The sequence below is a fragment of the Kitasatospora sp. NPDC088548 genome (assembly GCF_044753005.1).
Lineage (GTDB): Bacteria > Actinomycetota > Actinomycetes > Streptomycetales > Streptomycetaceae > Kitasatospora.
In genome coordinates, this window is sequence record NZ_JBIVMI010000001.1 from 102,282 (window position 1) to 121,793 (window position 19,512).

A 19,512-nucleotide genomic window follows, 5' to 3' on the forward strand; every position below is an offset into this window, starting at 1 on the left:
TACGTTGTGGAGTCCCCGACCGTGAACGCCCCTTCCTCCCCCGACCCGGTGCTCAGCGTCCGCGACCTGTCCGTCACCTTCGCCGATCCGCGCGGCGGCGCCCCCGTGCATGCCGTCCGCGGGCTCTCCTTCGACCTCGCCCGGGGTGAAGTCCTGGGCCTGGTGGGCGAGTCCGGCTCCGGCAAGTCCGCGACCGGGCTCGCCGTGCTCGGCCTGCACGACCCGCGCACCACCACCGTCACCGGCTCCGTCCGGCTGGGCGGCACCGAGTTGGTGGACGCCGACGAGTCCGTCCTGCGCGGCGTACGGGGCGGCCGGGCGGCACTGGTCTTCCAGGACGCGCTCACCTCGCTCAGCCCGTTCCACGGCGTCGGCGCCCAACTCGCCGAGATGTACCGGCTGCACCACCCCGGCGCCGACCGCGCCGAGGCCCGGCGGCGGGCGGCCGCGATGCTCGACCGAGTCGGCATCCCGGCCGGCCGGGCCCGCGACTACCCGCACCAGTTCTCCGGCGGCATGCGCCAGCGCGTGATGATCGCGATGGCCCTGATGAACGACCCGGACGTGCTGATCGCCGACGAGCCGACCACCGCGCTGGACGCCCGGGTCCAACGGCAGGTCCTCGACCTGCTGGGCGAGTTGCAGCGCGAGCACGGCACGGCCGTGCTGCTGGTCAGCCACGACCTGGGCGTGGTGGCGGGCACCACCGACCGCACGCTGGTGCTGCGCGGCGGCGAGCAGGTGGAGTCCGCGCCGACCGCCGAACTGCTGGCCGCCCCGCGGCAGCCGTACACCCGCGCCCTGGTCGGCGCGGCGCTCACGCTGGAGACGGTACCGGGCACGCCGCTGCCGACGGTTGACGATCCGTCACCGTCGTTCTCGTTCGCCGGTCGGCGGCCTGCCGGGGCGGTGGGGCCGGCAGGGCCGACGGGAACGGGTCGCTGGCTGGTCGAGGTGGAGGACCTCAGCGTCCACTTCCCCGGCCGCCGCCGCTTCCCCGGCATCCGCCCGGGTGAGCCCGTCCGGGCCGTGGAGGGCGTCAGCCTGCGGATCGCCCCCGGCGAGACGGTCGGCCTGGTCGGCGAGTCCGGCTCCGGCAAGTCCACCACCTCCCGCGTCCTGGCCGGACTGCAGCACCCCACCGGCGGGCGGGTGCGGTACGACGGCGTGGACGCCACCACCCCCGAACGGGCGCTGCGCCGGCGCCTCAGCCGGGAGATCCAGCTGGTCTTCCAGGACCCGTACGCCTCGCTCAACCCGCGCCGCACCGTCGCCCAGACCCTCGACACCCCACTGCGTCTGCACACCGCCCTGTCCGCGCCCGAGCGCCGCGAGCGGTCCGCCGAACTGCTGGAGCAGGTCGGCCTGCCGGCCGCCCATCTGGACCGCTACCCGCACGAGTTCTCCGGCGGCCAGCGCCAGCGGATCGGCATCGCCCGCGCGCTCGCCCCCGAGCCGCGCCTGATCATCGCCGACGAGCCGGTCTCCGCACTGGACGTCTCGGTGCAGGCCCAGGTGCTCAACCTACTGATGGAGCTGCGCGAACGCCTCGACGTCGCCTTCCTGTTCGTCTCCCACGACCTCGCCGTGGTCCGGCACTTCTGCGACCGGGTGGCCGTGATGCACGGCGGCCGCCTGGTCGAGAGCACCGACCGCGACCAGCTGTTCACCGCCCCGCACACCGACTACACCAGGGAGCTGCTGGCCGCCGCGCACTGAGGGTGTGTCGCCACCCCTTCCCCGATCCGCTGCGCCTACGATCGGCTACCGGCAGTGATCACTCCTCCGGGGTGGTCGTCCGTCCGGAAGGAAGGGGTTCCCGATGACCCTCGTCAGCCAATCCGCCACCCTGATCCAGCTGTTGGGCCGCCTCCACCCGGAGGCCCTGGACGGCATCCGCCCGCACCTGCCCGTCCTCGGCCCCACCTGGCACGTCCACCCGGCCGGACACCACCAGCCGGCGCTCAACCCGCAACCGATCCCGCCCGGCGCGACCGAGCTGCGGTTCGCCGTCGCCGCCACCGTCGGCGCGGTGGCCAACGCCGCCATCACCGCCCGGCTTTCGGGCGGCAACGCCCGTGCCATCCTCACCGAGGCCGGGGACGACTGGTGCCCCACCCCGCCCGAGCGGGCGATCCCCTGGCCCAAGTACTGGCCGCTCCCCTGGCAGCCCGACGCGCCCTACCCGATCGACCCCGGTTACGCCACCCCCGCCGTCCAGGCCCAGGCGGCGCTGGCCTTCCAGGGCTACGCGACCGGCGTCGCCGACGAGGAACTGGGCGCCGCCTTCGGCGAACTGGCGGAACGGCTCGCCCAGGCGGCACTACGGAACGCGGGCTGAGCCACGCCTACGGCAGCGGGTCGGTGGCCGGCAGCGGAATGCAGGCGTCCGCGGACACCTCCTCCACCAGACCGAGGCCGGCGAACCGTCACGGACGCAGAACGAAGGTGGCACCGGCGTTAATCGTTGGCACGTCAAAGGGCTGAAGGGTCATGCTCGTATCCCGCCGCACCCCCGACCGCCGAGGAGAGCCGACCGCCATGACCGCCCCCTACCACGAACTCGTCGACGCCGCCACCCAGGTGGTCCGGTCCTACGCCCGGGCCGACAACCACACCGTCGCGGCTGCCGCCCGCAACGCCGACGGCCGGATCGTCACCGCCCTGAACGCCTACCACTTCACCGGCGGCCCCTGCGCCGAACTCGTCCTCATCGGAGCGGCGGCGGCCCAGGGCGCGTACGACCTGACGGAGATCGTCGCCGTCGCCGACGGGGAGCGGGGCGTCATCTCCCCGTGCGGGCGCTGCCGCCAGGTGCTGCTCGACTACTTCCCCACCATCAACGTCATCGTCGGCCCGAACGACGCGCTGCGCACCGTCCCCGTCCTCGACCTGCTCCCCGAGGCGTACATCTGGGCGGACCACCAGGCCTAGCGCGTAGCGCGCTCCCGCTCCGGGGCGGCCGCCGACTCCTCCGTGGCCCCGACCCGGGGCGGGGCCACACCAGGGCGCGGACGGTACCGGGATCCCCGCGTCACCTTCGGTCGGAGTGCTCGTACCACCGCTCGATGCTCGCCTTGTAGCCGTCCGACATGACCAGGCTCGGCACTTCGTCCCGCCGGAAGAGCCTGGCCTCCCTGCGCTCGCCGCTGACGACCGGCGGGGCACTGGCGCCGTCGAGCCGATGGCATCCGTACGTCACGATGAAAACGTAGCGCCCGGGCAGGGGTTGGTAGGTGCACACGTCGAGGACCGGGCCGGCCTCGGCCCGCCACCCGCTCCCTTCGAGGATCTCCTGGGCGACGCGGTCCGGTGCCGCCTCGCCGGACTCCATTTTTCCGCCGGGCAGTTCCCACTCGGCCCGCTCGTTCTTCAGCAGGAGGACGCGCCCCTCGTCGTCGAGCACAACACCCTTGATCGAGATCGGGAACCTGGGCGGGACATATGGCTCGCTGGTCATGGCCTCTTCCGTAATGGGACATCTGGCACAGGTTTCCTGAACGTACCAGGGCGCCAACTGTTGATTGACCATCAGCGCGCTTGACACGACTCCTACTTGAACACGAAAGAGGCCTCCCGTCCGGAAAGGCGCCCGCCGCTCGAACGCGATGTCGAGCCAGCCGCTCGCCGTGCCGAGCGGCCGCTCCCGGATGCGTTGAAGGGTGAACGCCCCACCGGCGGTGGAGGTGTTCGACATTCATCCTTTCAGGGGTATTCGGCGGGGAACCGGGCCTGCCTCCGCGCCGGTCAGCGGCGGTTCCCCGGCGCCCCGGGGCCGGATGTTCGGCTGCGCCCGTCCCGCCGGAGGGGTTAGCGTGCAGGCGTCGTGTTACCGCAGGCAAGGGGGAACGTTGTCCGAGGAACTGCTCATCGCGAAGATCGGCCACGGGTTCGACCATCTCGACGCGGACGGCGACGGACAGTTGACGGCGCACGACCACATCCTGATGGGCCGGTCCGTGGCACTGTCGCTCGGGTATCCGGAGAGGTCGGAGGCCGAACAGCGAATCGTCGCCGCGTACCTCTCGATCTGGCACGACCTGCACCTCGCGCAGCTGCCGGCGGGGACGACCGCCATCACCCGGACGCAGTTCATCGAGTCGACCCGGACGCTCGCCGACGACCCCGCCGCCGCGCGGGCGAGCCTCGGGGCGCTGGCCGAGGCCTTCCTCGCGATCGCCGACACCGACGGCAGCGGCACGGTCGACGCGGACGAGTTCTTCCTCTTCCAGCGCGGCCACTTCCCCGGCCTCGACCGCCAGGACGCGGACGAGGCGTTCCGCCGGCTCGACCGGGACGGCGACGGGAGCCTGTCGGCGGCGGAGTTCACCGACGGCATCATCGAGTACTGGTCCGGCCGCGACCCGCAGGCCCCCGGCAACTGGTGGGCGGGCCGGCCCCCGTTCCCCGGGTAGTCCCGGGCGTCCGCGGGCCGTGCCGGGCGGACGAGCGGGGGCCGGCCAGGTCTCAGCGGATCGTCGCGAACGCCTCGTCGATCGCCGCGCAGGTGGCCTCGACGTCCTCGTCGGTCACCGCGGCCGAGACGAACCAGCAGGCCAGCCCGTACGCGTTGACGTGGATACCGCGCACCAACAGGGCGTGCCGGAAGGCGTCGTAGCGCCGCTGGTCCAGCGCGAGGGTGTCGCGGTACTGCCGGGTCGGCGAGCCGTCGGCGGTGAACACCACCTGGAACATCGCGCCGACGCCCTGCACCGCGCACGGGACGCGGTGGTCGTGCGCGGCCCTGCGGACCGCCTCCATGATGCGCCGGCCGGCCGAGTCGATCCGCTCGGTGACCGCCGGGTCGGCGAGCCGGGTGAGCGTGGCCAGGGCGGCGGTGGCGCAGAGCGGTGAACCGTTGTAGGTGCCCCCGTGCTTGACCCGGTTGGCGGCGACCTCGCCCATGATGTCCGCGCGCCCGGCGAAGGCGGCGATGGGCAGTCCGCCGCCCAGCGCCTTGGAGTAGACGGCCAGGTCGGGGACGACACCGAACAGGGACTGCGCGCCGCCGGGACCGGTGCGAAAGCCCGTGCAGACCTCGTCGAAGACCAGGACGAGCCCGCGCCGGGTGCACTCCTCCCGCAGGGTCTCCAGGAAGCCCGGATCCGGCATGGTACAGGCGTTGTTGGCGACGATCGGCTCGCAGATCACCGCCGCGATCTCGTCCCGGTGCGCGTCCAGTACCGCACGGAGCGCCGCCGGGTCGTTCCACGGGCAGACCACCACGTCGTCCACGACGCCCGCCGGGATGCCGGGAGAGTGCGGGAGGGCCGACGGCGCGTCGTAGGGGCCCACCTCGGCGGCGGTGGGCCGGTTGGAGACCGCGAGCACGTCCGTCCACCCGTGGTAGTGCCCCTCGAACTTCAGGATCCTGGACCGCCCGGTGAAACCGCGGGCCGCCCGGACCGCTCCCTGGATCGCCTCCGAGCCCGAGTTGGCGTAGCGCACCAGGTCCGCACAGGGGACCATCTTCTGGATCTGCTCGGCCAGTTCGATCTCCGGCAGATTGCAGGTGCCGAACATCGTGCCGGTGGCCAGAACCCCGCCGAGCACCCGGGCCAGGGCCGGGTCGGCGTGACCGAGGACGGCACTGCCGTAGGAGATCAGGAAGTCCACGTACTCGTTGCCGTCGGCGTCCCAGATGTGCGCCCCGGCGCCGCGCTCGATGTACAGGGGATACGGATGCGGGCCGGTGGAGGTGATCCGCGAGGAGGAACTCACCCCGCCTGCCAGGGACTTGTTCGCCCGCTCGAACAGGGCGCGGCTGGTGCCGGTCCGCGGACCCGCCGGCATGCCGGGGTCGGTGGCGTCGAAGGTGTGCTGAGTGGTCATCCGCTGTTCCTGTCCATGTGGTTCGGTCCGGTGGCCCGGATCCCGTGGTCCGGAGGGTCCGGACCACTCGGTGGTGCGGCGTTTCGTTGACCTGATGGGCGCTCTTGACGGCGAAGGCCGCCGTCCAAAAACTGATCTCTCGTCATGCACCTGGAATGTACAAGGGGTTGATTCCGTGGTCGCGAAGATCTCCGTGGTGACCGGAGCCGGCAGTGGTGTGGGCCGGGCCTGCGCACTGGCACTGGCGGCGGACGGCTGGTCGGTCGTCCTGGCCGGCCGCCGCAAGGACGCGCTGGAGGAGACCGCCCGGCTCGCCGACCCCTCCCTCGCGGACCGGCTGGTGCCGGTGCCCACGGACATCACCGACCCGGCGGCCGTGCGTGAGCTGTTCGGCGAGGTCGCGCTCCGCTTCGGCCGGATCGACCTGCTGTTCAACAACGCGGCCGACACCATGGCGTACATCCCCACCGAGGACGTCGCCGTCGAGGACTGGAACCGCGTCCTCGGCTCCATCGCCACCGGCAGCTTCCTCTGCGCCCAGGCCGCGTACCGGATGATGAAGGAGCAGTCGCCGCGCGGCGGCCGGATCATCAACAACGGCGCGCCCTCGGCCCATGTCCCCCGCCCCGACTCGATCGCCTTCACCGCCGCCAAGCACGCGGTGGCCGGGCTGACGAAGTCGCTCTCCCTGGACGGGCGCCGCCACGACATCGCCTGCGGCCAGATCGACATCGGCAATGTGACGCCCGTCGGCCGGGAGCAGCCCGCCGCCCGCCAGCCCGACGGCAGCCTCCGGGTCGAGCCGACGATGGACGTGCGGCACGTCGCGGAGACGGTGGTGGCGATGGCGGCCCTGCCCCTGGGGGTGAACATCCCCTCGGTCACCGTGATGCCGAGCGCCATGCCGTACGTCGGCCGGGGGTAGGGCGTCTCCTACGGACCCTGTCGGGCGCCGTACCCGGCCTCGGCCGACTCCGGTCGGGCCGGGGCCAGGGGCGAGGTCCGGTCCGGGGCCGGGGCCGGCAGGCCCGCGACGTACGCCTCGATCTCGACGCCCGGGCCGAGCCGGCCGGACAGCTCCCAGGCGATCATGCGGTGCAGTCCGTCCAGATGAGTGAGCCCGTCCGGTCGCAGCAGTCCCTGGTAGTCGGTGCTGCCGATGGCCGAGGTGCTCAGGAAGACCGGGGTGAAGGGCTGCTCGGCCTGGCGGAGCAGCTTGCGCCAGCAGCACGGGTTCGACCGGGCGTAACCGTCGCCCAGCTCGCGCAGCCGGGCCACGGTCTCGGCGACGGTCAGCCCGGCCGGGGAGACCAGCTCCAGCTCGCCGCCTTCGCCGAGGTGCCACGGCAGCACGGTGTCCAGCACCTCCGCCCGGTCGAGCCGGACCTTCCCCCAGCTGCCGAACAGCTTCTCGGCGCTGAGCAGATGGGCGTCGCCGTCGCTGTTGGAGTTCTCCTCGTGTACCCGGTCCGCCGGGTGCTCCTGCCGGTAGAGGCGCAGCACGGTCTCGAAGTCGAGCCTGGAGACGATTCTCATCGGGCGGGTCCCTTCGGGGTCGGGGCGCAGCGGTTCGGTTTCGTGGTGGCTCCCTTCGGATGCGGGGGTGGCCCGCTTCGGGGGCGGCCCGGTTCAGTTCGGCCTGACGTACTCGGTGAAGTGCCGCTCGGCGAACAGCTCGGGCCACCGGCCGCCGTCCAGCCCGAGTGCCCTGCCCCGGGCGAGCAGGTGGCGCCAGTAGGGCTTGACCGGCGGCCAGCTGACACCACACTGACAGTACGAGCTGTCCACCATGTACCGCTCACGGCGCTGACCTGCGGGTGAGGGACGGCGGGCGTGGAAGAGCGCCGAGTGGAGGAGCACGGTGGAGCACGGCGGCAGGTCGTCGATCACCGCCTCGCCGGGGAGTTCCGCGGTGCCGAGATGGGCTCTGGCGCGTTTTCCCGCCAGTTCCCGGTGCGAGCCGGGAAGTACCGCGAGCGCGCCCACCGTCGGGTCGAGTCCGCCGAGATAGTGCAGCGCGTGGACCATGACTTTCGAACGGTCGGCGTGCGGGCCCTGCTCGTAGTCGTGATGCCATTCCTTGCCGGCCGATCCCGGGGCCTGGCGATTGCTGTGCATGTGGTGGAAGACGAAATCCGGGCCGATCAGCCGGGAGATTGTCGAGAGCAGCGGCGGGTGGCCGACCAGTTCGCCGTGGGCGGCCAGCTCGATCTCCAGGACGGCGGGGGTTCCGGCCGATTCCGGGTCGAGGCAGGCCGCGATCGAGCGGTCCCGGAGACCGGTGTCGACCCAGCGGTCGACCTCGGTTTCCAGTCGGGCGACGAGATCCGACGGCAGGAAGGCGGGGAGCACGAGATAGCCGAGCTCGAAGAACCGCGTGACCTGTGCGGTGTCGAGCGCGATGGTGGTGCCGTGGTTGTCCATTCTCCAGGCTCCAGAGGGTTGTCGGTGCCGTTCGACCTCCCCGTCGGCCGCGACCGCGACCGCTGCCCGGAGAGGCCCTGGGAACGTCTTGCCATGACGCGTGCACCATGGCGTTACTTGGAGTCAACCGAACAGCTACTAGGAATATCCCACACCCTGCATGCCCATGCCATGAATCGGGACAATGACCGAATAGCTTCGTTCTGGCCGGGACCGGACCGAATGTTCCGGAATACGGACGCTATCCCGTCTGCGCGGATACGCCGAACCCGGCCGAATCAAAGGAATTGGCCCGCGCAGACGACAGCCGGGAATCCCCCCGACGCCACCCGGCGGGCTCCCGTAGGGTGCCGGGCATGCTCCTGTGGATCAACGGGCCCTTCGGCGGCGGCAAGACACAGACGGCGCACGAGCTCCGGCGCCGGCTCCCCGGCAGCGTGATCTGCGACCCGGAGGAGGTCGGGTTCGGGCTGCACCGGATGCTGCCGAAGCCGCTGCGGGGCGACTTCCAGGACCTGCCGGCCTGGCGGCAGGGCGTGTACGAGGTGCTGGACCGCACGCTGACCGAGTACCGAGGGGCGGTGATCGTGCCGATGACCGTCGTCGAGCCTGCGTACTTCGCCGACACCGTCGGACGGCTGCGCGAACGCGGCCATGACGTACGACACTTCGCCCTGCTGGCCGAGCGGGAGACGGTGCTGCGGCGGCTGCGCGAGCGCGACTTCGGGCATGCCGTCCGGCTGGTCGGAGGCAAGGACGCGCCGCTGCGCCGGGAGAGTTTCGCCGTCGCCAAGCTGGACCACTGTCTGGAGCGGCTCAACGGCGACGCGTTCGGCGAGCACCTCCACACCGACCACCTCCCCGTCGCGCGGGTCGCCGACCGCATCGCCGCCTCGGCCGGGCTGACGCTCGCGCCCAACACGGACGGCGAGCTCCGTGGCAGGCTGCGCCGGGCGTGGACGGGGGTCCGGCAGATCCGGTTCGGCTGATTCCGGCTGAGAGGCCGCGAACGACTGCTTCGGCACCGTCGCGATGGGCCGCGACACCTACGACCCGGGGCCGGTGGTCGACCTGACCAGCCCCTACGCCCACCTGCGGCAGATCGTCTCCTCCCGCTCCCTCACCACCGGCCCGGACCCGGCGGTGGAGCTCACCGCCGGCGGCCAGGCGTCCGACCGGTAGGCATCCGGTCGGCGGGATCGGCGGGCGTCCGGCGGGACGGCCTGCGGGGAGAAGGCGCCCGGCTGACGCTCACCACCAGGCAGACGCCCGCGACCACGATCGCCCCGCCCAGCAGGGTGGGGCCGGTCAGCGGCTCGGCCAGGATCAGCCAGCCGAGCAGCACCGCCACCACCGGGTTCACGTACGCGTAGGTGGCGACCAGCGTCAGTGGCGCGGACCGCAGCAGCCAGGCGTACGCGGTGAAGGCGACCAGCGAACCGGCCACCACCAGGTAGCCGAGCGCCAGCCAGGAGCGGCCGGAGACGGCGCCCGGGTCGAAGCCGCGCTGCTCGCCGCGGACCAGGGCGATCAGCAGGTTGCCCAGGCCGCCCGCGAGCATCTGGTACGCGCTCGCGGCGAGGACGTTGCCCGGCATCGCGATCCGTTTGGCGGCGAACGAGCCGGCCGCCCAGGCCAGCGTGGCGCAGATGACCACGATCACCCCGGCGGGCGCGATGTCCCCGCCGATCGCGGGCGCGGAGAGCACCGCCAGCCCGGCCAGGCCGACCAGCACACCGGCCAGTTCGGCGGGCTTCGGACGGTCGCCGCTCGCCGCCGTCAGCAGCACCATCCAGAGCGGGACGGCGGCGACCAGCAGGGCGGCCAGTCCGGACGGGACGGAGTTCTCGCCGAGCACCACCAGCCCGTTGCCCCCGGTCAGCAGCAGGCCGCCGACCAGCGCGGACGAGCCCAGCTGCCGCAGGTTCACCCGCAGGCCGGCCCGCCCGTGGCGGACCAGGACGAAGACGGCCAGCAGCAGTCCGGCACAGAGGAAGCGCGCCGAGGCGGAGAGAAAGGAGGGCATCGTCTCCAGCGCGATCCGGATCGCCAGATAGGTCGACCCCCACACCACGTACACCAGGGCGAGCGCTCCCCAGACCGCCCCGCCCAGCCGGGCGGCCCCGGGGGCGGCTGAGTCCGTCGCGGACTTGGGTGAGACGGGTGCTGTCATGGGTGTCCCCCTTGGACGGTGCTGACGAAACACCCGCTATGAGAGCGCATCGGCGGCCCGTCGCGCCAGTGGGTATCGCCAGGCGGCCACCGCGACGTACCGTGGGCGCTCCCCAGCCAGGAGGTGGCGACCCCGTGCCCACCGGTTCGCCCGCTGGTTCGTCCGCCGATTCGTCGGCCGGCCTGCCGTTCTTCGTCTACGGCACGCTCCGCAGCGACGGTGGCAACCACGCCGCCCACCTGGCCGGCCACTGCGCGGACATCCGGCCGGCCGTCCTGGACGGCGCCGCGCTGCACGACGGCCCCGGCTTCCCGTACGCCCTGCCGGACCAGGCACCGGGCCGGCGGATCGTGGGCGAGCTGATCACCGTGCACGCCGACGCGTACGCCCCCGCGCTCGCCGGGCTCGACGCTCTGGAGGGCTGCCGGGCGGACGGCACCGGCCACTACGTCCGGCGCCGGCTGGCCGTGCGCACCGAGACCGGCGAGACCCTGGACGCCTGGGTCTACCTGGCCGGCCCGGCCGTCGCCGCCCGGCTGCGCGCCCACCCCGCGCTCATCCCGTCCGGGGACTGGACGCAGCGGTGAGGGCGCGGGCCCGCCCGCGGCCCGCGCCCTCACCACCACCAGCCACTGCGACTGCGACAACAGCCGGTCAGGACTTGCCGACACCCGCGGCGACGCGGTCGCCGAGGTTCTTGTCGACATTGCGCCAGTACTGCACCGCCCGCTCCAGCACCGGGTCGGTGACCCCGTCCTTGAGGTGGCCGACGATGTTCGAGACCAGCCGGTCGCGCTGCGCGTCGTTCAGCACCTTGCGCACCATCGTGCCGGCCTGCCCCCAGTCGTCGTCCTCGGCGTGCAACGAGTACGCCTCACGCACCATCTCGCCGGAGCTCTGCCACCCGGCGGCCGGGTCGTCGTACCGCTGCGGGTCCGCCGCCGGGCCGCCCTTGGAGTTGGGCGCGTACGGTGCGGCCGTGCGCGCCGGGTCGAAGCGCATCGGACCGTCCTTGGCGTACGAGTGCACCGGGACGTGCGGCCGGTTCGGCGGCAGCTGGGCGTAGTTGGGGCCGATCCGGTAGCGGTGGGTGTCGGGGTAGGAGAAGATCCGGCCGAGCAGCATCTTGTCCGGCGAGACGCTGACGCCGGGGACCAGGTTGGAGGGCTCGAAGGCGGCCTGCTCGATGTGGATGAAGTAGTCCTCGGGGTTGCGGTTCAGGGTCATCGTCCCGACCTTGATCAGCGGGTAGTCGCCGTGCGGCCACACCTTGGTCAGGTCGAAGGGGTTGAACCGGTAGCCGGGCGCCTGGTCGAACGGCATGACCTGGACGTACAGCGTCCAGGACGGGTGGTTGCCGTGCTCGATGGCGTGCCAGAGGTCCTGGCGGTGCAGGTCCGGGTCGGTGCCGGCCAGCCGGTCGGCCTCCTCCGCGGTGAGGAAGTCGATGCCCTGGTCGGTCTTGAAGTGGTACTTGACCCAGTGCCGCTCGCCGCTCGCGTTGATCCACAGATAGGTGTGCGAGCCATAGCCGTTCATATGCCGGTACGACTTCGGGATGCCGCGGTCGCCCATCAGCCAGGTGACCATGTGCGCGGACTCCGGCGACAGCGTCCAGAAGTCCCACTGCATGTCGTGGTCGCGCAGCCCGTTGTCGGGGCGGCGCTTCTGCGAGCGGATGAAGTCCTGGAACTTGATCGTGTCGCGGACGAAGAAGACCGGCGTGTTGTTGCCGACCAGGTCGTAGTTGCCGTCCTCGGTGTAGAACTTCAACGCGAACCCGCGGGGGTCGCGCCAGGTGTCCGGGCTGCCCTGCTCCCCGGCCACGGTCGAGAAGCGGGCCAGCATCTCGGTCCGCTTGCCCGGCTGGAACAGGGTCGCCTTCGTGTACCGGCTGACGTCCTCCGTCGTGTCGAAGACGCCGTACGCCCCGGCTCCCTTGGCATGCACCACCCGCTCGGGCACCCGCTCCCGGTTGAACTGGGCCATCTTCTCGATCAGATAGTGGTCGTGCAGCAGAATCGGGCCGTCCCGGCCCACCGTGAGTGAGTTCTCGTCACTCGGCACCGGGATGCCCACGTTGTTGGTGGAGTACGGGACCGCTGACTCGGACATGGTGTCCTCCGTTGCGTGCTGAGGTCCCCCCTGACGACGCTAGCCCGGTCCCGGAAGACCTGCACCCCGACGGCCGGGAAGCCCCGCACCCCAGCGGGAAAGACCCGTATCCCGACGGCCGGGAAGGCCCGCACCCTGGCCGGGAGAGGCGGGCGAACCGCCAGGTAGGCTGCCCCGACCACGCCAAACGGATCGACGAGGAGCCACCCGGTGCCCGAGCTGCCACCCCCGATCACCGTCGTCGGGATCGGGGCCGACGGCTGGCCCGGCCTCGCCGGCACCTCCCGGGCGGCGCTGCGGACCGCCGAGGTGGTGATCGGCGGGCCCCGGCAGCTCGCCCTGCTGCCCGCCGACGAGGTGGCCGCCGAACGGGTGCCGTGGCCCTCACCGCTGCGCCCGGCCGTCCCCGGGCTGCTGGCCGAGCACGCCTCGCGCGCGGTGGCCGTCCTCGCCAGCGGGGACCCGATGTTCTACGGCATCGGCCGCACCCTCGCCGAGACCGTCGGAGCCGAACGGCTGCGTGTACTGCCGCACCCCTCCTCCGTCTCCTACGCCTGCGCCCGGCTCGGCTGGCCGCTCGAAGCCACCGAGGTGGTGAGCCTGGTCGGCCGCCCCCTGGACGCCCTCACCCTCGCCCTCCACCCCGGCCGCCGCCTGCTGGTGCTCAGCTCCGACGCCGCCACCCCGGCCGCCGTCGCCGGGCTGCTCACCGCGCGCGGCCACGGCGCCGCCCGGCTGAGCGTGCTGGAGCAGCTCGGCGGACCGGGCGAACGGCGGCTGGACGGTCCGGCGGACGGCTGGCCCCACCCGGCCGGCGACCCGCTGAACGTCATCGCCGTCGAACTGGCCGACGGCCCCCGGGCTTCCCTCGTCCCCGGTCTGCCCGACGACTCCTACGAGAGCGACGGCCAGCTCACCAAGCGGCACGTCCGCGCCGCCACCCTCGCCACGCTGGCCCCCGCCCCCGGCGAACTGCTCTGGGACGTCGGCGGCGGCTCCGGCTCGATCGCCGTCGAGTGGCTGCGCGCGCACCGTGACTGCCAGGCCGTCAGCATCGAGCGGGACGCCGTCCGGGCCGGGCGCATCGCCCGCAACGCCGCCGCGCTCGGCGTGCCCCGGCTACGCGTGGTCACCGGGCCCGCACCCGCCGCGCTCGCCGGACTGCCCACCCCCGACGCCGTGTTCATCGGCGGCGGGCTCACCGCGCCCGGCCTGCTGGACGCCTGCTGGGCGGCGCTGCCACCGGGCGGGCGACTGGTCGCCAACACCGTGACGCTGGAGTCCGAGGCCCTGCTCACCGAGTGGTACCGGCGCCACGGCGGCGAGTTGCTGCGGCTCTCCGTCGCGCACGCCGTCCCGGTGGGCGGCTTCACCGGCTGGCGGCAGGCGATGCCCGTCACCCAGTGGTCCGCCGTCAAGCCCGCACGGCCGGCCGTCGAGCACGTACCGCCCGCCGGTGAGCCCGCGCAGCCCGCCGCCAAGCCCTCTGCCGTTTAGGAGACTCCTCGTGACCGTCCACTTCATCGGAGCCGGCCCGGGCGCCGCCGACCTGATCACCCTGCGCGGCCAGCGGATCCTGGCCCGCGCCGAGGTCTGCCTCTACGCCGGCAGCCTGGTGCCGCGCGAGCTGCTGGACGAGTGCCCGCCCGGCGCCCGGCTGGTCGACACCGCGCAGCTCAACCTGGACCAGATCATCGCCGAGCTGGTCCGCGCGCACGAGGCCGGGCAGGACGTGGCCCGGCTGCACTCCGGCGACCCGTCCGTCTTCAGCGCCGTCGCCGAACAGATGCGCCGGCTGGACGCGGCCGGCGTCCCGTACGAGGTCGTACCCGGCGTGCCCGCCTTCGCCGCCGCGGCGGCCGCGCTGAAGCGGGAACTGACGGTGCCGACCGTCGGCCAGACCGTCATCCTCACCCGGATCGCCAAGCGCGCCACCCCGATGCCCGAGGGCGAGGACCTGGCCACCCTCGGCCGCAGCGGCGCCCTGCTGGTGCTGCACCTGGCCGCCGGGTACGTGGACGACGTGGTCGAGCAGCTGCTGCCGCACTACGGCGCCGACTGCCCGGCCGCCGTGGTCGCGATGGCCAGCCGCCCCGACGAGCTGGTGCTGCGCGGCACCCTGGCCGACATCGCCGGGCAGCTGAAGGCGGCGGGCGTGGTCCGGACGGCGGTGATCATCGTCGGACGGACGCTGGCCGCCGAGCAGTTCCGCGACAGCCACCTCTACTCGGCGGACCGCGAGCGCCCGCACGAGCCCTGCGGGGCCTGATGGCACACGTCCTGATCCTCGGCGGCACCACGGAGGCCCGCGCGCTGGCCTCCGCACTGACCGGTGCCCCCGCGCTGCGGGTCACCAGCTCGCTGGCCGGCCGGGTCGCCGAACCCCGGCTGCCCGCCGGGGAGGTCCGGATCGGCGGCTTCGGCGGGCCGGACGGACTCGCCGACTGGCTCCGGGCCGAGCGGGTGGACGCGCTCGTGGACGCCACCCATCCGTTCGCCGCCGCCATGTCGCACAACGCGGCCCTCGCGGCCGCCGCCACCGGCGTACCGCTGCTGGCCCTGCGCCGCCCGGGCTGGACACCGGTGGCCGGGGACCGCTGGCACCCGGTGGCCTCGCTCGCCTCCGCCGCCGCGCTGCTGCCCTCCCTCGGCCGGCGCGTCTTCCTGACCACCGGCCGCCAGGGCATCGGCGCCTTCGCCCGCCTCGACGGCCTGCACTTCCTGGCCCGCTCGGTCGAACCGCCGGAGCCGCCGATGCCGGCCGCCACCGAAGTCCTGCTCGACCGGGGCCCGTTCACCCTCGACGGTGAGCGGGAGCTGCTGCGCGCGCACCGCATCGACGTGCTGGTCACCAAGGACAGCGGTGGCGCCGCCACCGCCCCCAAACTGACCGCCGCCCGCGAACTCGGCCTGCCCGTGGTGATCGTGGAGCGCCCGGCGGTACCGGCCGGCGTACCGGTCGCACCGGACGTCCCGGCAGCCGTCGGCCGGCTGGAGCGGCTGCTCGGCCTGGGGATCACGACGGTTGGCGGCTGACGCCACCGCCCTCGGAAATCACCGGGCGGGCGTCCGGCCCCTTCGGCAGAATGGGCGCATGAAGAGCGATCAGCGCACCGAGACCCCGCGGACGGGCGACGAACGGTCCACCCTGACCGGTTTTCTGGACTATCAGCGGGACACCCTCGCCATGAAGTGCGCCGGGCTGACCGCCGAGCAGCTCCGGACCCGGGCACTCGCGCCGTCGGGGCTCTCGCTGCTCGGCCTGGTCCGGCACCTCGCCGAGGTCGAGCGGAGCTGGTTCCGCAACGTCCTCAACAACGAGGCCCGGAACGGCTTCTGGAAGCACCCCGACGGCACCTTCGCCGAGTTCGACACCGACACCGCCGACCCCGACGAGGCCTTCACCGTCTGGCGCCGCGAGTGCGACCACGCCCGGGAACTCGTCGCCGCCGCCGAGTCGTTGGACGTAATCGGGCACTACGGCGAGGAGGTCTTCTCGCTGCGCTGGATCCTCACCCACATGATCGAGGAGTACGCCCGCCACAACGGCCACGCCGACCTCCTGCGCGAGCACCTCAACGGCGAAACCGGGGAGTAGCCGGACCGGATGTCGTCCGGCTGTCGGCTGGATGTCGCCTGGCTGTTGACCGGCCTCGGTGGCTGAGGCCGGTCGACAGGCGGTTCCCGGGCGGGCGTCAGATGTCGCGGAAGGTCTCGATCTGGGCGCCGACCGAGTTGAGGCGCTCGGCCAGGTCCTCGTAACCGCGGTTGATGACATAGACGTTGCGCAGCACCGAGGTGCCCTGGGCGGCGAGCATGGCGAGCAGGATGACCACGGCGGGACGCAGCGCGGGCGGGCAGACCATCTCGGCGGCGCGCCAGCGGGTCGGGCCCTGGACCAGGACGCGGTGCGGGTCGAGCAGCTTGATGTCCGCACCGAGGCGGGTGAGTTCGGTGAGGTAGATGGCGCGGTTGTCGTAGACCCAGTCGTGGATCATCGTGGTGCCGTGGGCGGCCGCGGCGATCGCGGCGAAGAACGGCACGTTGTCGATGTTGATGCCGGGGAACGGCATCGGGTGGATCTTGTCGATCGGCGCGGTCAGCTTGGACGGCCGCACGGTGAGGTCGGTGAGCCGGGTACGGCCGTTGTGGGCCGGGTACTCGGGGGTCCGGTCGTAGTCGAGGCCCATCTCCTCCAGCACCGCGAGCTCGATCTCCAGGAACTCGATCGGCACCCGGCGGATCGTCAGCTCGGAGCCGGTCACCACCGCGGCCGCCAGCAGGCTCATCGCCTCCACCGGGTCCTCGGCGGGGGTGTAGTCGACGTCGCAACCGATCTCGGGCAGACCGTGCACGGTGAGGGTGGTGGTGCCGATGCCCTCGATCTTCACGCCCAGCAGTTCCAGGAAGAAGCAGAGGTCCTGGACCATGTAGTTGGAGGAGGCGTTGCGGATGACGCTGACGCCGTTGTGCCGGGCGGCGGCGAGCAGGGCGTTCTCGGTGACGGTGTCGCCGCGCTCGGTCAGCACGATCGGGCGGTCCAGCGAGACGCCCGGCTCGACCGAGGCGTGATACGCGCCGGAGGTGGTGGCGACCTCCAGACCGAAGCGGCGCAACGCGGCCAGGTGCGGCTGGACGGTCCGGGTGCCGAGGTCGCAGCCGCCCGCGTACGGGATGGCGAAGCGGTCGGCGCGGTGCATCAGCGGCCCGAGGAACATCAGCACGCTGCGGGTGCGGCGGGCGGCCGCGACGTCCATGGCGGCGAGGTCGAGCTCGGCGGGCGGGGTGAGTTCGAGGTCGCGGCCGTCGTTGATCCAGCGGCTCTTGACGCCGATGCTGGTGAGCACCTCGAGGATCCGGTAGACCTCCTCGATCCGGGCCACCTGGCGCAGCGTGGTGCGGCCGGTGGTCAGCAGCGAGGCGCAGAGGATCGCCACGCAGGCGTTCTTGCTGCTGCGCACGTCGATGGCGCCGGAGAGCCGGGTGCCGCCGGCGACGCGCAGGTGCATCGGGCCGGCGTAGCCGAGGGAGACGATCTCGCTGTCGAGGGCTTCGCCGATGCGGGCGATCATCTCAAGGCTGACGTTCTGCTTGCCCTGTTCGATGCGGTTGACCGCGCTCTGGCTGGTGCCGAGGGCTTCGCCGAGCTGGGCCTGGGACCAACCACGGTGCTGACGCGCGGTACGGATGAGGGTGCCGATACGGGTGAGGTAGTCGCCTGTCACCCGCCAGACCATATCTCATGCTTGAGATATCACCAGAATCCGGGGTGGGCGTGGCGAACTATTTGTCCTTTTGCAGGGCTTATCTGCGTCAGTACATGACGCCAGCAAGGGCGTCGCCTCCTTCGGGCGCAGACCCGTCCGGCAGCACGGCAGCACGCCTCCGCCCAGTCGTCCTCCGGCCCGTCGAGGGTGACGCACTGCCAGGTGGCGGACGCCTCGGGCAGGACGGTGGCAATCTCATCCACGATATGGAAGGGCAGGCGCCCTCGGCTCCTGCCCCGGAGAACCGGGTGCCCGTTCGCTCAGCCGGCGGCCGGCCCGAGCGGCTCCGCCCGGCCGACGAGGGTGCCCGCGCGGTCGATGCAGATGACGTCCACCGCGACCGGCGAACCGACCAGCACGCCGAGCGCGGTGGCGCGGGCGGCCTCGGCCACCAGGTCGCCGAGCGGGACGCCGGCCGCCCGGCAGAGCTGGACCGCCTCCAGGCCCGTGTTGGCCGCGGCCACCGCCTCGGCGAGCGCCGCGTCCGCACCGCCCTTGCGGGCCAGCCCGGCCAGGTACCCCTTGTCGACCTGGGAACGCGCCGAGTGCAGGTCGAGGTGGCCCGCGGCCAGCTTGGAGAGCTTGGCGAAGCCGCCCGCGATGGTCAGCCGGGGCACCGGGTGGCGCTTGAGGTACTTGAGGACGGCGCCGGCGAAGTCGCCCATGTCGAGCAGCGCGTCCTCGGGCAGCCCGTGCACCGCGACGGCCACCTTCTCGGACGTCGAACCGGTGCAGCCCGCGACATGGGTCCGCCCGGCGGCCCGGGCCACGTCCACCCCGCGCCGGATGGAGTCGATCCAGGCGGAGCAGGAGTAGGGGACGACGATCCCGGTCGTGCCGAGGATGGACAGCCCACCGAGGATTCCCAGCCGGGGGTTCCAGGTGGAGCGGGCGATCTCCTCGCCGTGGTCGACGGAGATCTCCACCACCACGTCCCCGGTGCCGCCGAACTCGGCCGCCACCTCGGCGACGGCGTCCCGGATCATCTGTCGGGGCACCGGATTGACGGCCGGCTCCCCCACCGCCAGCGGCAGCCCCGCCTTGGTGACCGTCCCCACCCCCGGTCCGGCCCGGAACACCACCCCGCTGCCGGGCTCCCCCGCCCACACGGTCGAACGGATCAGCGCGCCGTGCGTGACGTCGGGGTCGTCGCCGGCGTCCTTGACCACCCCGGCCATCGCCCGGGGGCCCAGCGGCTCTCCGGCCGCCAGGTCCTCGGCTGCCAGGTCCTCGGCTGCCAGGTCCTCGGCTGCCGGCTCCTCGGCGGTCAGTTCCTCGACGGCCAGGGCGAACGCGGGCCGCTGGCCCTTGGGGAGCGTGATCGTCACGGGGTCGGGGAAGCCGCCGTCGAGCAGGGCGGTGTAGGCGGCCTTGGTGGCCGCCGTGGCACAGGCGCCCGTCGTCCAGCCGTGCCGCAGGCCGCTGCTCTTCAGCTGCCCGGCCCGGCCTCCCGATTCGGCCACGTGCGCCCCTTTGTCTCGGGACCGCCCGCCGGTGCCACCGGAACCGGGCCGTCCGCCACTGCACGGCCGGGTCGGCCGCCGGGGTCGATTTTCCCCCATTCGCCTGGCGGAGCCCCGGCGGGGTCGCTCGCTCCCACCCTGTCCCCGCGCGTTCCCGAAGAGTTCTCCGCCCGGGCCTCGCACCGCACCCCTACCAGTGAGTAATCTGTCGCTCCGCCAGAAGTCGGGTTCATGACAT

General features: G+C 72.7%; 20 protein-coding genes. 12 read left to right on the plus strand and 8 right to left on the minus strand.

All coding sequences use genetic code 11. The features are described 5' to 3' along the window. Positions 1-21 precede the first annotated feature (21 nt). The 3 genes from ACIP82_RS00465 to ACIP82_RS00475 all read left to right on the plus strand — a co-directional run bounded on the left by ACIP82_RS00465 (position 22) and on the right by ACIP82_RS00475 (position 2,934). Positions 22-1,719 (plus strand): dipeptide ABC transporter ATP-binding protein, encoded by a 1,698-nt coding sequence (locus ACIP82_RS00465; protein WP_400649302.1) that lies wholly within the window; start codon positions 22-24, stop codon positions 1,717-1,719. Between the two features lie 103 nt (positions 1,720-1,822). Next, on the plus strand, positions 1,823-2,341 hold the full coding sequence (locus tag ACIP82_RS00470) for a hypothetical protein (RefSeq protein ID WP_363606580.1): 519 nt from the start codon (positions 1,823-1,825) through the stop codon (positions 2,339-2,341). Positions 2,342-2,541: 200 nt separating this feature from the next. Further along, a complete protein-coding gene (locus tag ACIP82_RS00475) occupies positions 2,542-2,934 on the plus strand; it encodes a cytidine deaminase family protein (protein WP_400649305.1) in 393 nt (130 codons plus the stop codon). A gap of 100 nt (positions 2,935-3,034) precedes the next feature. On the opposite strand, the gene ACIP82_RS00480 is transcribed toward ACIP82_RS00475, so the two are convergent. Next, the gene (locus ACIP82_RS00480; protein WP_363606577.1) at positions 3,035-3,697 is read right to left on the minus strand and encodes an NUDIX domain-containing protein; all 663 of its coding nucleotides are present in this window, start codon (positions 3,695-3,697) and stop codon (positions 3,035-3,037) included. Between the two features lie 154 nt (positions 3,698-3,851). On the opposite strand from ACIP82_RS00480, the gene ACIP82_RS00485 reads away from it, so the two are divergent. After that, a complete protein-coding gene (locus tag ACIP82_RS00485; protein ID WP_363606576.1) occupies positions 3,852-4,415 on the plus strand; it encodes an EF-hand domain-containing protein in 564 nt (187 codons plus the stop codon). Between the two features lie 52 nt (positions 4,416-4,467). Here the strand turns inward: ACIP82_RS00485 and ACIP82_RS00490 are convergent, their stop codons facing one another. Continuing rightward, positions 4,468-5,832, minus strand: coding sequence for an aspartate aminotransferase family protein (locus tag ACIP82_RS00490; RefSeq protein WP_400649308.1), 1,365 nt, complete (start codon positions 5,830-5,832; stop codon positions 4,468-4,470). Between the two features lie 175 nt (positions 5,833-6,007). On the opposite strand from ACIP82_RS00490, the gene ACIP82_RS00495 reads away from it, so the two are divergent. Then, positions 6,008-6,757 carry an SDR family oxidoreductase gene (locus tag ACIP82_RS00495; protein ID WP_400649311.1) on the plus strand — a complete coding sequence of 250 codons (750 nt, stop codon included), beginning with the start codon at positions 6,008-6,010 and terminating at the stop codon, positions 6,755-6,757. Between the two features lie 8 nt (positions 6,758-6,765). On the opposite strand, the gene ACIP82_RS00500 is transcribed toward ACIP82_RS00495, so the two are convergent. Then, the gene (locus tag ACIP82_RS00500; RefSeq protein ID WP_400649313.1) at positions 6,766-7,368 is read right to left on the minus strand and encodes a DUF6309 family protein; all 603 of its coding nucleotides are present in this window, start codon (positions 7,366-7,368) and stop codon (positions 6,766-6,768) included. A gap of 93 nt (positions 7,369-7,461) precedes the next feature. Further along, the gene (locus ACIP82_RS00505; RefSeq protein WP_400649315.1) at positions 7,462-8,256 is read right to left on the minus strand and encodes a phytanoyl-CoA dioxygenase family protein; all 795 of its coding nucleotides are present in this window, start codon (positions 8,254-8,256) and stop codon (positions 7,462-7,464) included. A gap of 356 nt (positions 8,257-8,612) precedes the next feature. Here ACIP82_RS00505 and ACIP82_RS00510 point away from each other — a divergent pair, with 356 nt between their 5' ends. Together ACIP82_RS00510 and ACIP82_RS00515 are read left to right on the plus strand one after the other, a co-directional pair. Next, a complete protein-coding gene (locus tag ACIP82_RS00510; RefSeq protein WP_400649317.1) occupies positions 8,613-9,245 on the plus strand; it encodes an AAA family ATPase in 633 nt (210 codons plus the stop codon). Between the two features lie 43 nt (positions 9,246-9,288). After that, on the plus strand, positions 9,289-9,438 hold the full coding sequence (locus ACIP82_RS00515; RefSeq protein WP_363606569.1) for a hypothetical protein: 150 nt from the start codon (positions 9,289-9,291) through the stop codon (positions 9,436-9,438). On the opposite strand, the gene ACIP82_RS00520 is transcribed toward ACIP82_RS00515, so the two are convergent. Then, positions 9,407-10,429 carry an EamA family transporter gene (locus ACIP82_RS00520; RefSeq protein ID WP_400649320.1) on the minus strand — a complete coding sequence of 341 codons (1,023 nt, stop codon included), beginning with the start codon at positions 10,427-10,429 and terminating at the stop codon, positions 9,407-9,409. The two genes, ACIP82_RS00515 and ACIP82_RS00520, sit on opposite strands and share 32 nt — an antisense overlap. Positions 10,430-10,563: 134 nt before the next feature. On the opposite strand from ACIP82_RS00520, the gene ACIP82_RS00525 reads away from it, so the two are divergent. After that, positions 10,564-11,016 carry a gamma-glutamylcyclotransferase family protein gene (locus ACIP82_RS00525; RefSeq protein WP_363606566.1) on the plus strand — a complete coding sequence of 151 codons (453 nt, stop codon included), beginning with the start codon at positions 10,564-10,566 and terminating at the stop codon, positions 11,014-11,016. 67 nt (positions 11,017-11,083) lie between these two features. On the opposite strand, the gene ACIP82_RS00530 is transcribed toward ACIP82_RS00525, so the two are convergent. Then, a complete protein-coding gene (locus ACIP82_RS00530; protein ID WP_400649323.1) occupies positions 11,084-12,544 on the minus strand; it encodes a catalase in 1,461 nt (486 codons plus the stop codon). Positions 12,545-12,754: 210 nt separating this feature from the next. Between ACIP82_RS00530 and cbiE the strand changes: the two genes are divergently transcribed. From cbiE to ACIP82_RS00550, 4 genes are read left to right on the plus strand one after another with little or no spacing between them, the layout of a single operon-like run. Further along, positions 12,755-14,041 (plus strand): precorrin-6y C5,15-methyltransferase (decarboxylating) subunit CbiE, encoded by a 1,287-nt coding sequence (cbiE, locus tag ACIP82_RS00535; protein ID WP_400649326.1) that lies wholly within the window; start codon positions 12,755-12,757, stop codon positions 14,039-14,041. Positions 14,042-14,051: 10 nt separating this feature from the next. Then, positions 14,052-14,813 (plus strand): precorrin-4 C(11)-methyltransferase, encoded by a 762-nt coding sequence (cobM, locus tag ACIP82_RS00540; protein ID WP_363606561.1) that lies wholly within the window; start codon positions 14,052-14,054, stop codon positions 14,811-14,813. Next, on the plus strand, positions 14,813-15,580 hold the full coding sequence (locus ACIP82_RS00545) for a cobalt-precorrin-6A reductase (RefSeq protein WP_363606560.1): 768 nt from the start codon (positions 14,813-14,815) through the stop codon (positions 15,578-15,580). The genes cobM and ACIP82_RS00545 overlap by 1 nt, the downstream gene beginning before the upstream one ends. A 58-nt stretch (positions 15,581-15,638) precedes the next feature. Then, the gene (locus tag ACIP82_RS00550) at positions 15,639-16,142 is read left to right on the plus strand and encodes a DinB family protein (RefSeq protein ID WP_400649330.1); all 504 of its coding nucleotides are present in this window, start codon (positions 15,639-15,641) and stop codon (positions 16,140-16,142) included. A 97-nt stretch (positions 16,143-16,239) separates the two neighbouring features. Here ACIP82_RS00550 and ACIP82_RS00555 read toward each other — a convergent pair whose 3' ends face one another. Further along, entirely contained in the window at positions 16,240-17,769 is a 1,530-nt protein-coding gene (locus tag ACIP82_RS00555; protein ID WP_400649333.1) for a UDP-N-acetylglucosamine 1-carboxyvinyltransferase, read from the minus strand. Between the two features lie 302 nt (positions 17,770-18,071). Continuing rightward, the gene (locus tag ACIP82_RS00560; RefSeq protein ID WP_400649335.1) at positions 18,072-19,373 is read right to left on the minus strand and encodes a cobalt-precorrin-5B (C(1))-methyltransferase; all 1,302 of its coding nucleotides are present in this window, start codon (positions 19,371-19,373) and stop codon (positions 18,072-18,074) included. Positions 19,374-19,512: the final 139 nt, after the last annotated feature.

Excerpts from the sequence above, each read along its gene's own strand:
- ACIP82_RS00470 (WP_363606580.1), top strand. The coding sequence starts at position 1,823 with ATGACCCTCGTCAGCCAATCCGCCACCCTGATCCAGCTGTTGGGCCGC.
- ACIP82_RS00475 (WP_400649305.1), top strand. The coding sequence starts at position 2,542 with ATGACCGCCCCCTACCACGAACTCGTCGACGCCGCCACCCAGGTGGTC.
- ACIP82_RS00480 (WP_363606577.1), bottom strand. The coding sequence starts at position 3,697 with ATGTCGAACACCTCCACCGCCGGTGGGGCGTTCACCCTTCAACGCATC.
- ACIP82_RS00490 (WP_400649308.1), bottom strand. The coding sequence starts at position 5,832 with ATGACCACTCAGCACACCTTCGACGCCACCGACCCCGGCATGCCGGCG.
- ACIP82_RS00500 (WP_400649313.1), bottom strand. The coding sequence starts at position 7,368 with ATGAGAATCGTCTCCAGGCTCGACTTCGAGACCGTGCTGCGCCTCTAC.
- ACIP82_RS00505 (WP_400649315.1), bottom strand. The coding sequence starts at position 8,256 with ATGGACAACCACGGCACCACCATCGCGCTCGACACCGCACAGGTCACG.
- ACIP82_RS00510 (WP_400649317.1), top strand. The coding sequence starts at position 8,613 with ATGCTCCTGTGGATCAACGGGCCCTTCGGCGGCGGCAAGACACAGACG.
- ACIP82_RS00515 (WP_363606569.1), top strand. The coding sequence starts at position 9,289 with ATGGGCCGCGACACCTACGACCCGGGGCCGGTGGTCGACCTGACCAGC.
- ACIP82_RS00520 (WP_400649320.1), bottom strand. The coding sequence starts at position 10,429 with ATGACAGCACCCGTCTCACCCAAGTCCGCGACGGACTCAGCCGCCCCC.
- ACIP82_RS00530 (WP_400649323.1), bottom strand. The coding sequence starts at position 12,544 with ATGTCCGAGTCAGCGGTCCCGTACTCCACCAACAACGTGGGCATCCCG.
- ACIP82_RS00545 (WP_363606560.1), top strand. The coding sequence starts at position 14,813 with ATGGCACACGTCCTGATCCTCGGCGGCACCACGGAGGCCCGCGCGCTG.
- ACIP82_RS00550 (WP_400649330.1), top strand. The coding sequence starts at position 15,639 with ATGAAGAGCGATCAGCGCACCGAGACCCCGCGGACGGGCGACGAACGG.
- ACIP82_RS00560 (WP_400649335.1), bottom strand. The coding sequence starts at position 19,373 with ATGGGGGAAAATCGACCCCGGCGGCCGACCCGGCCGTGCAGTGGCGGA.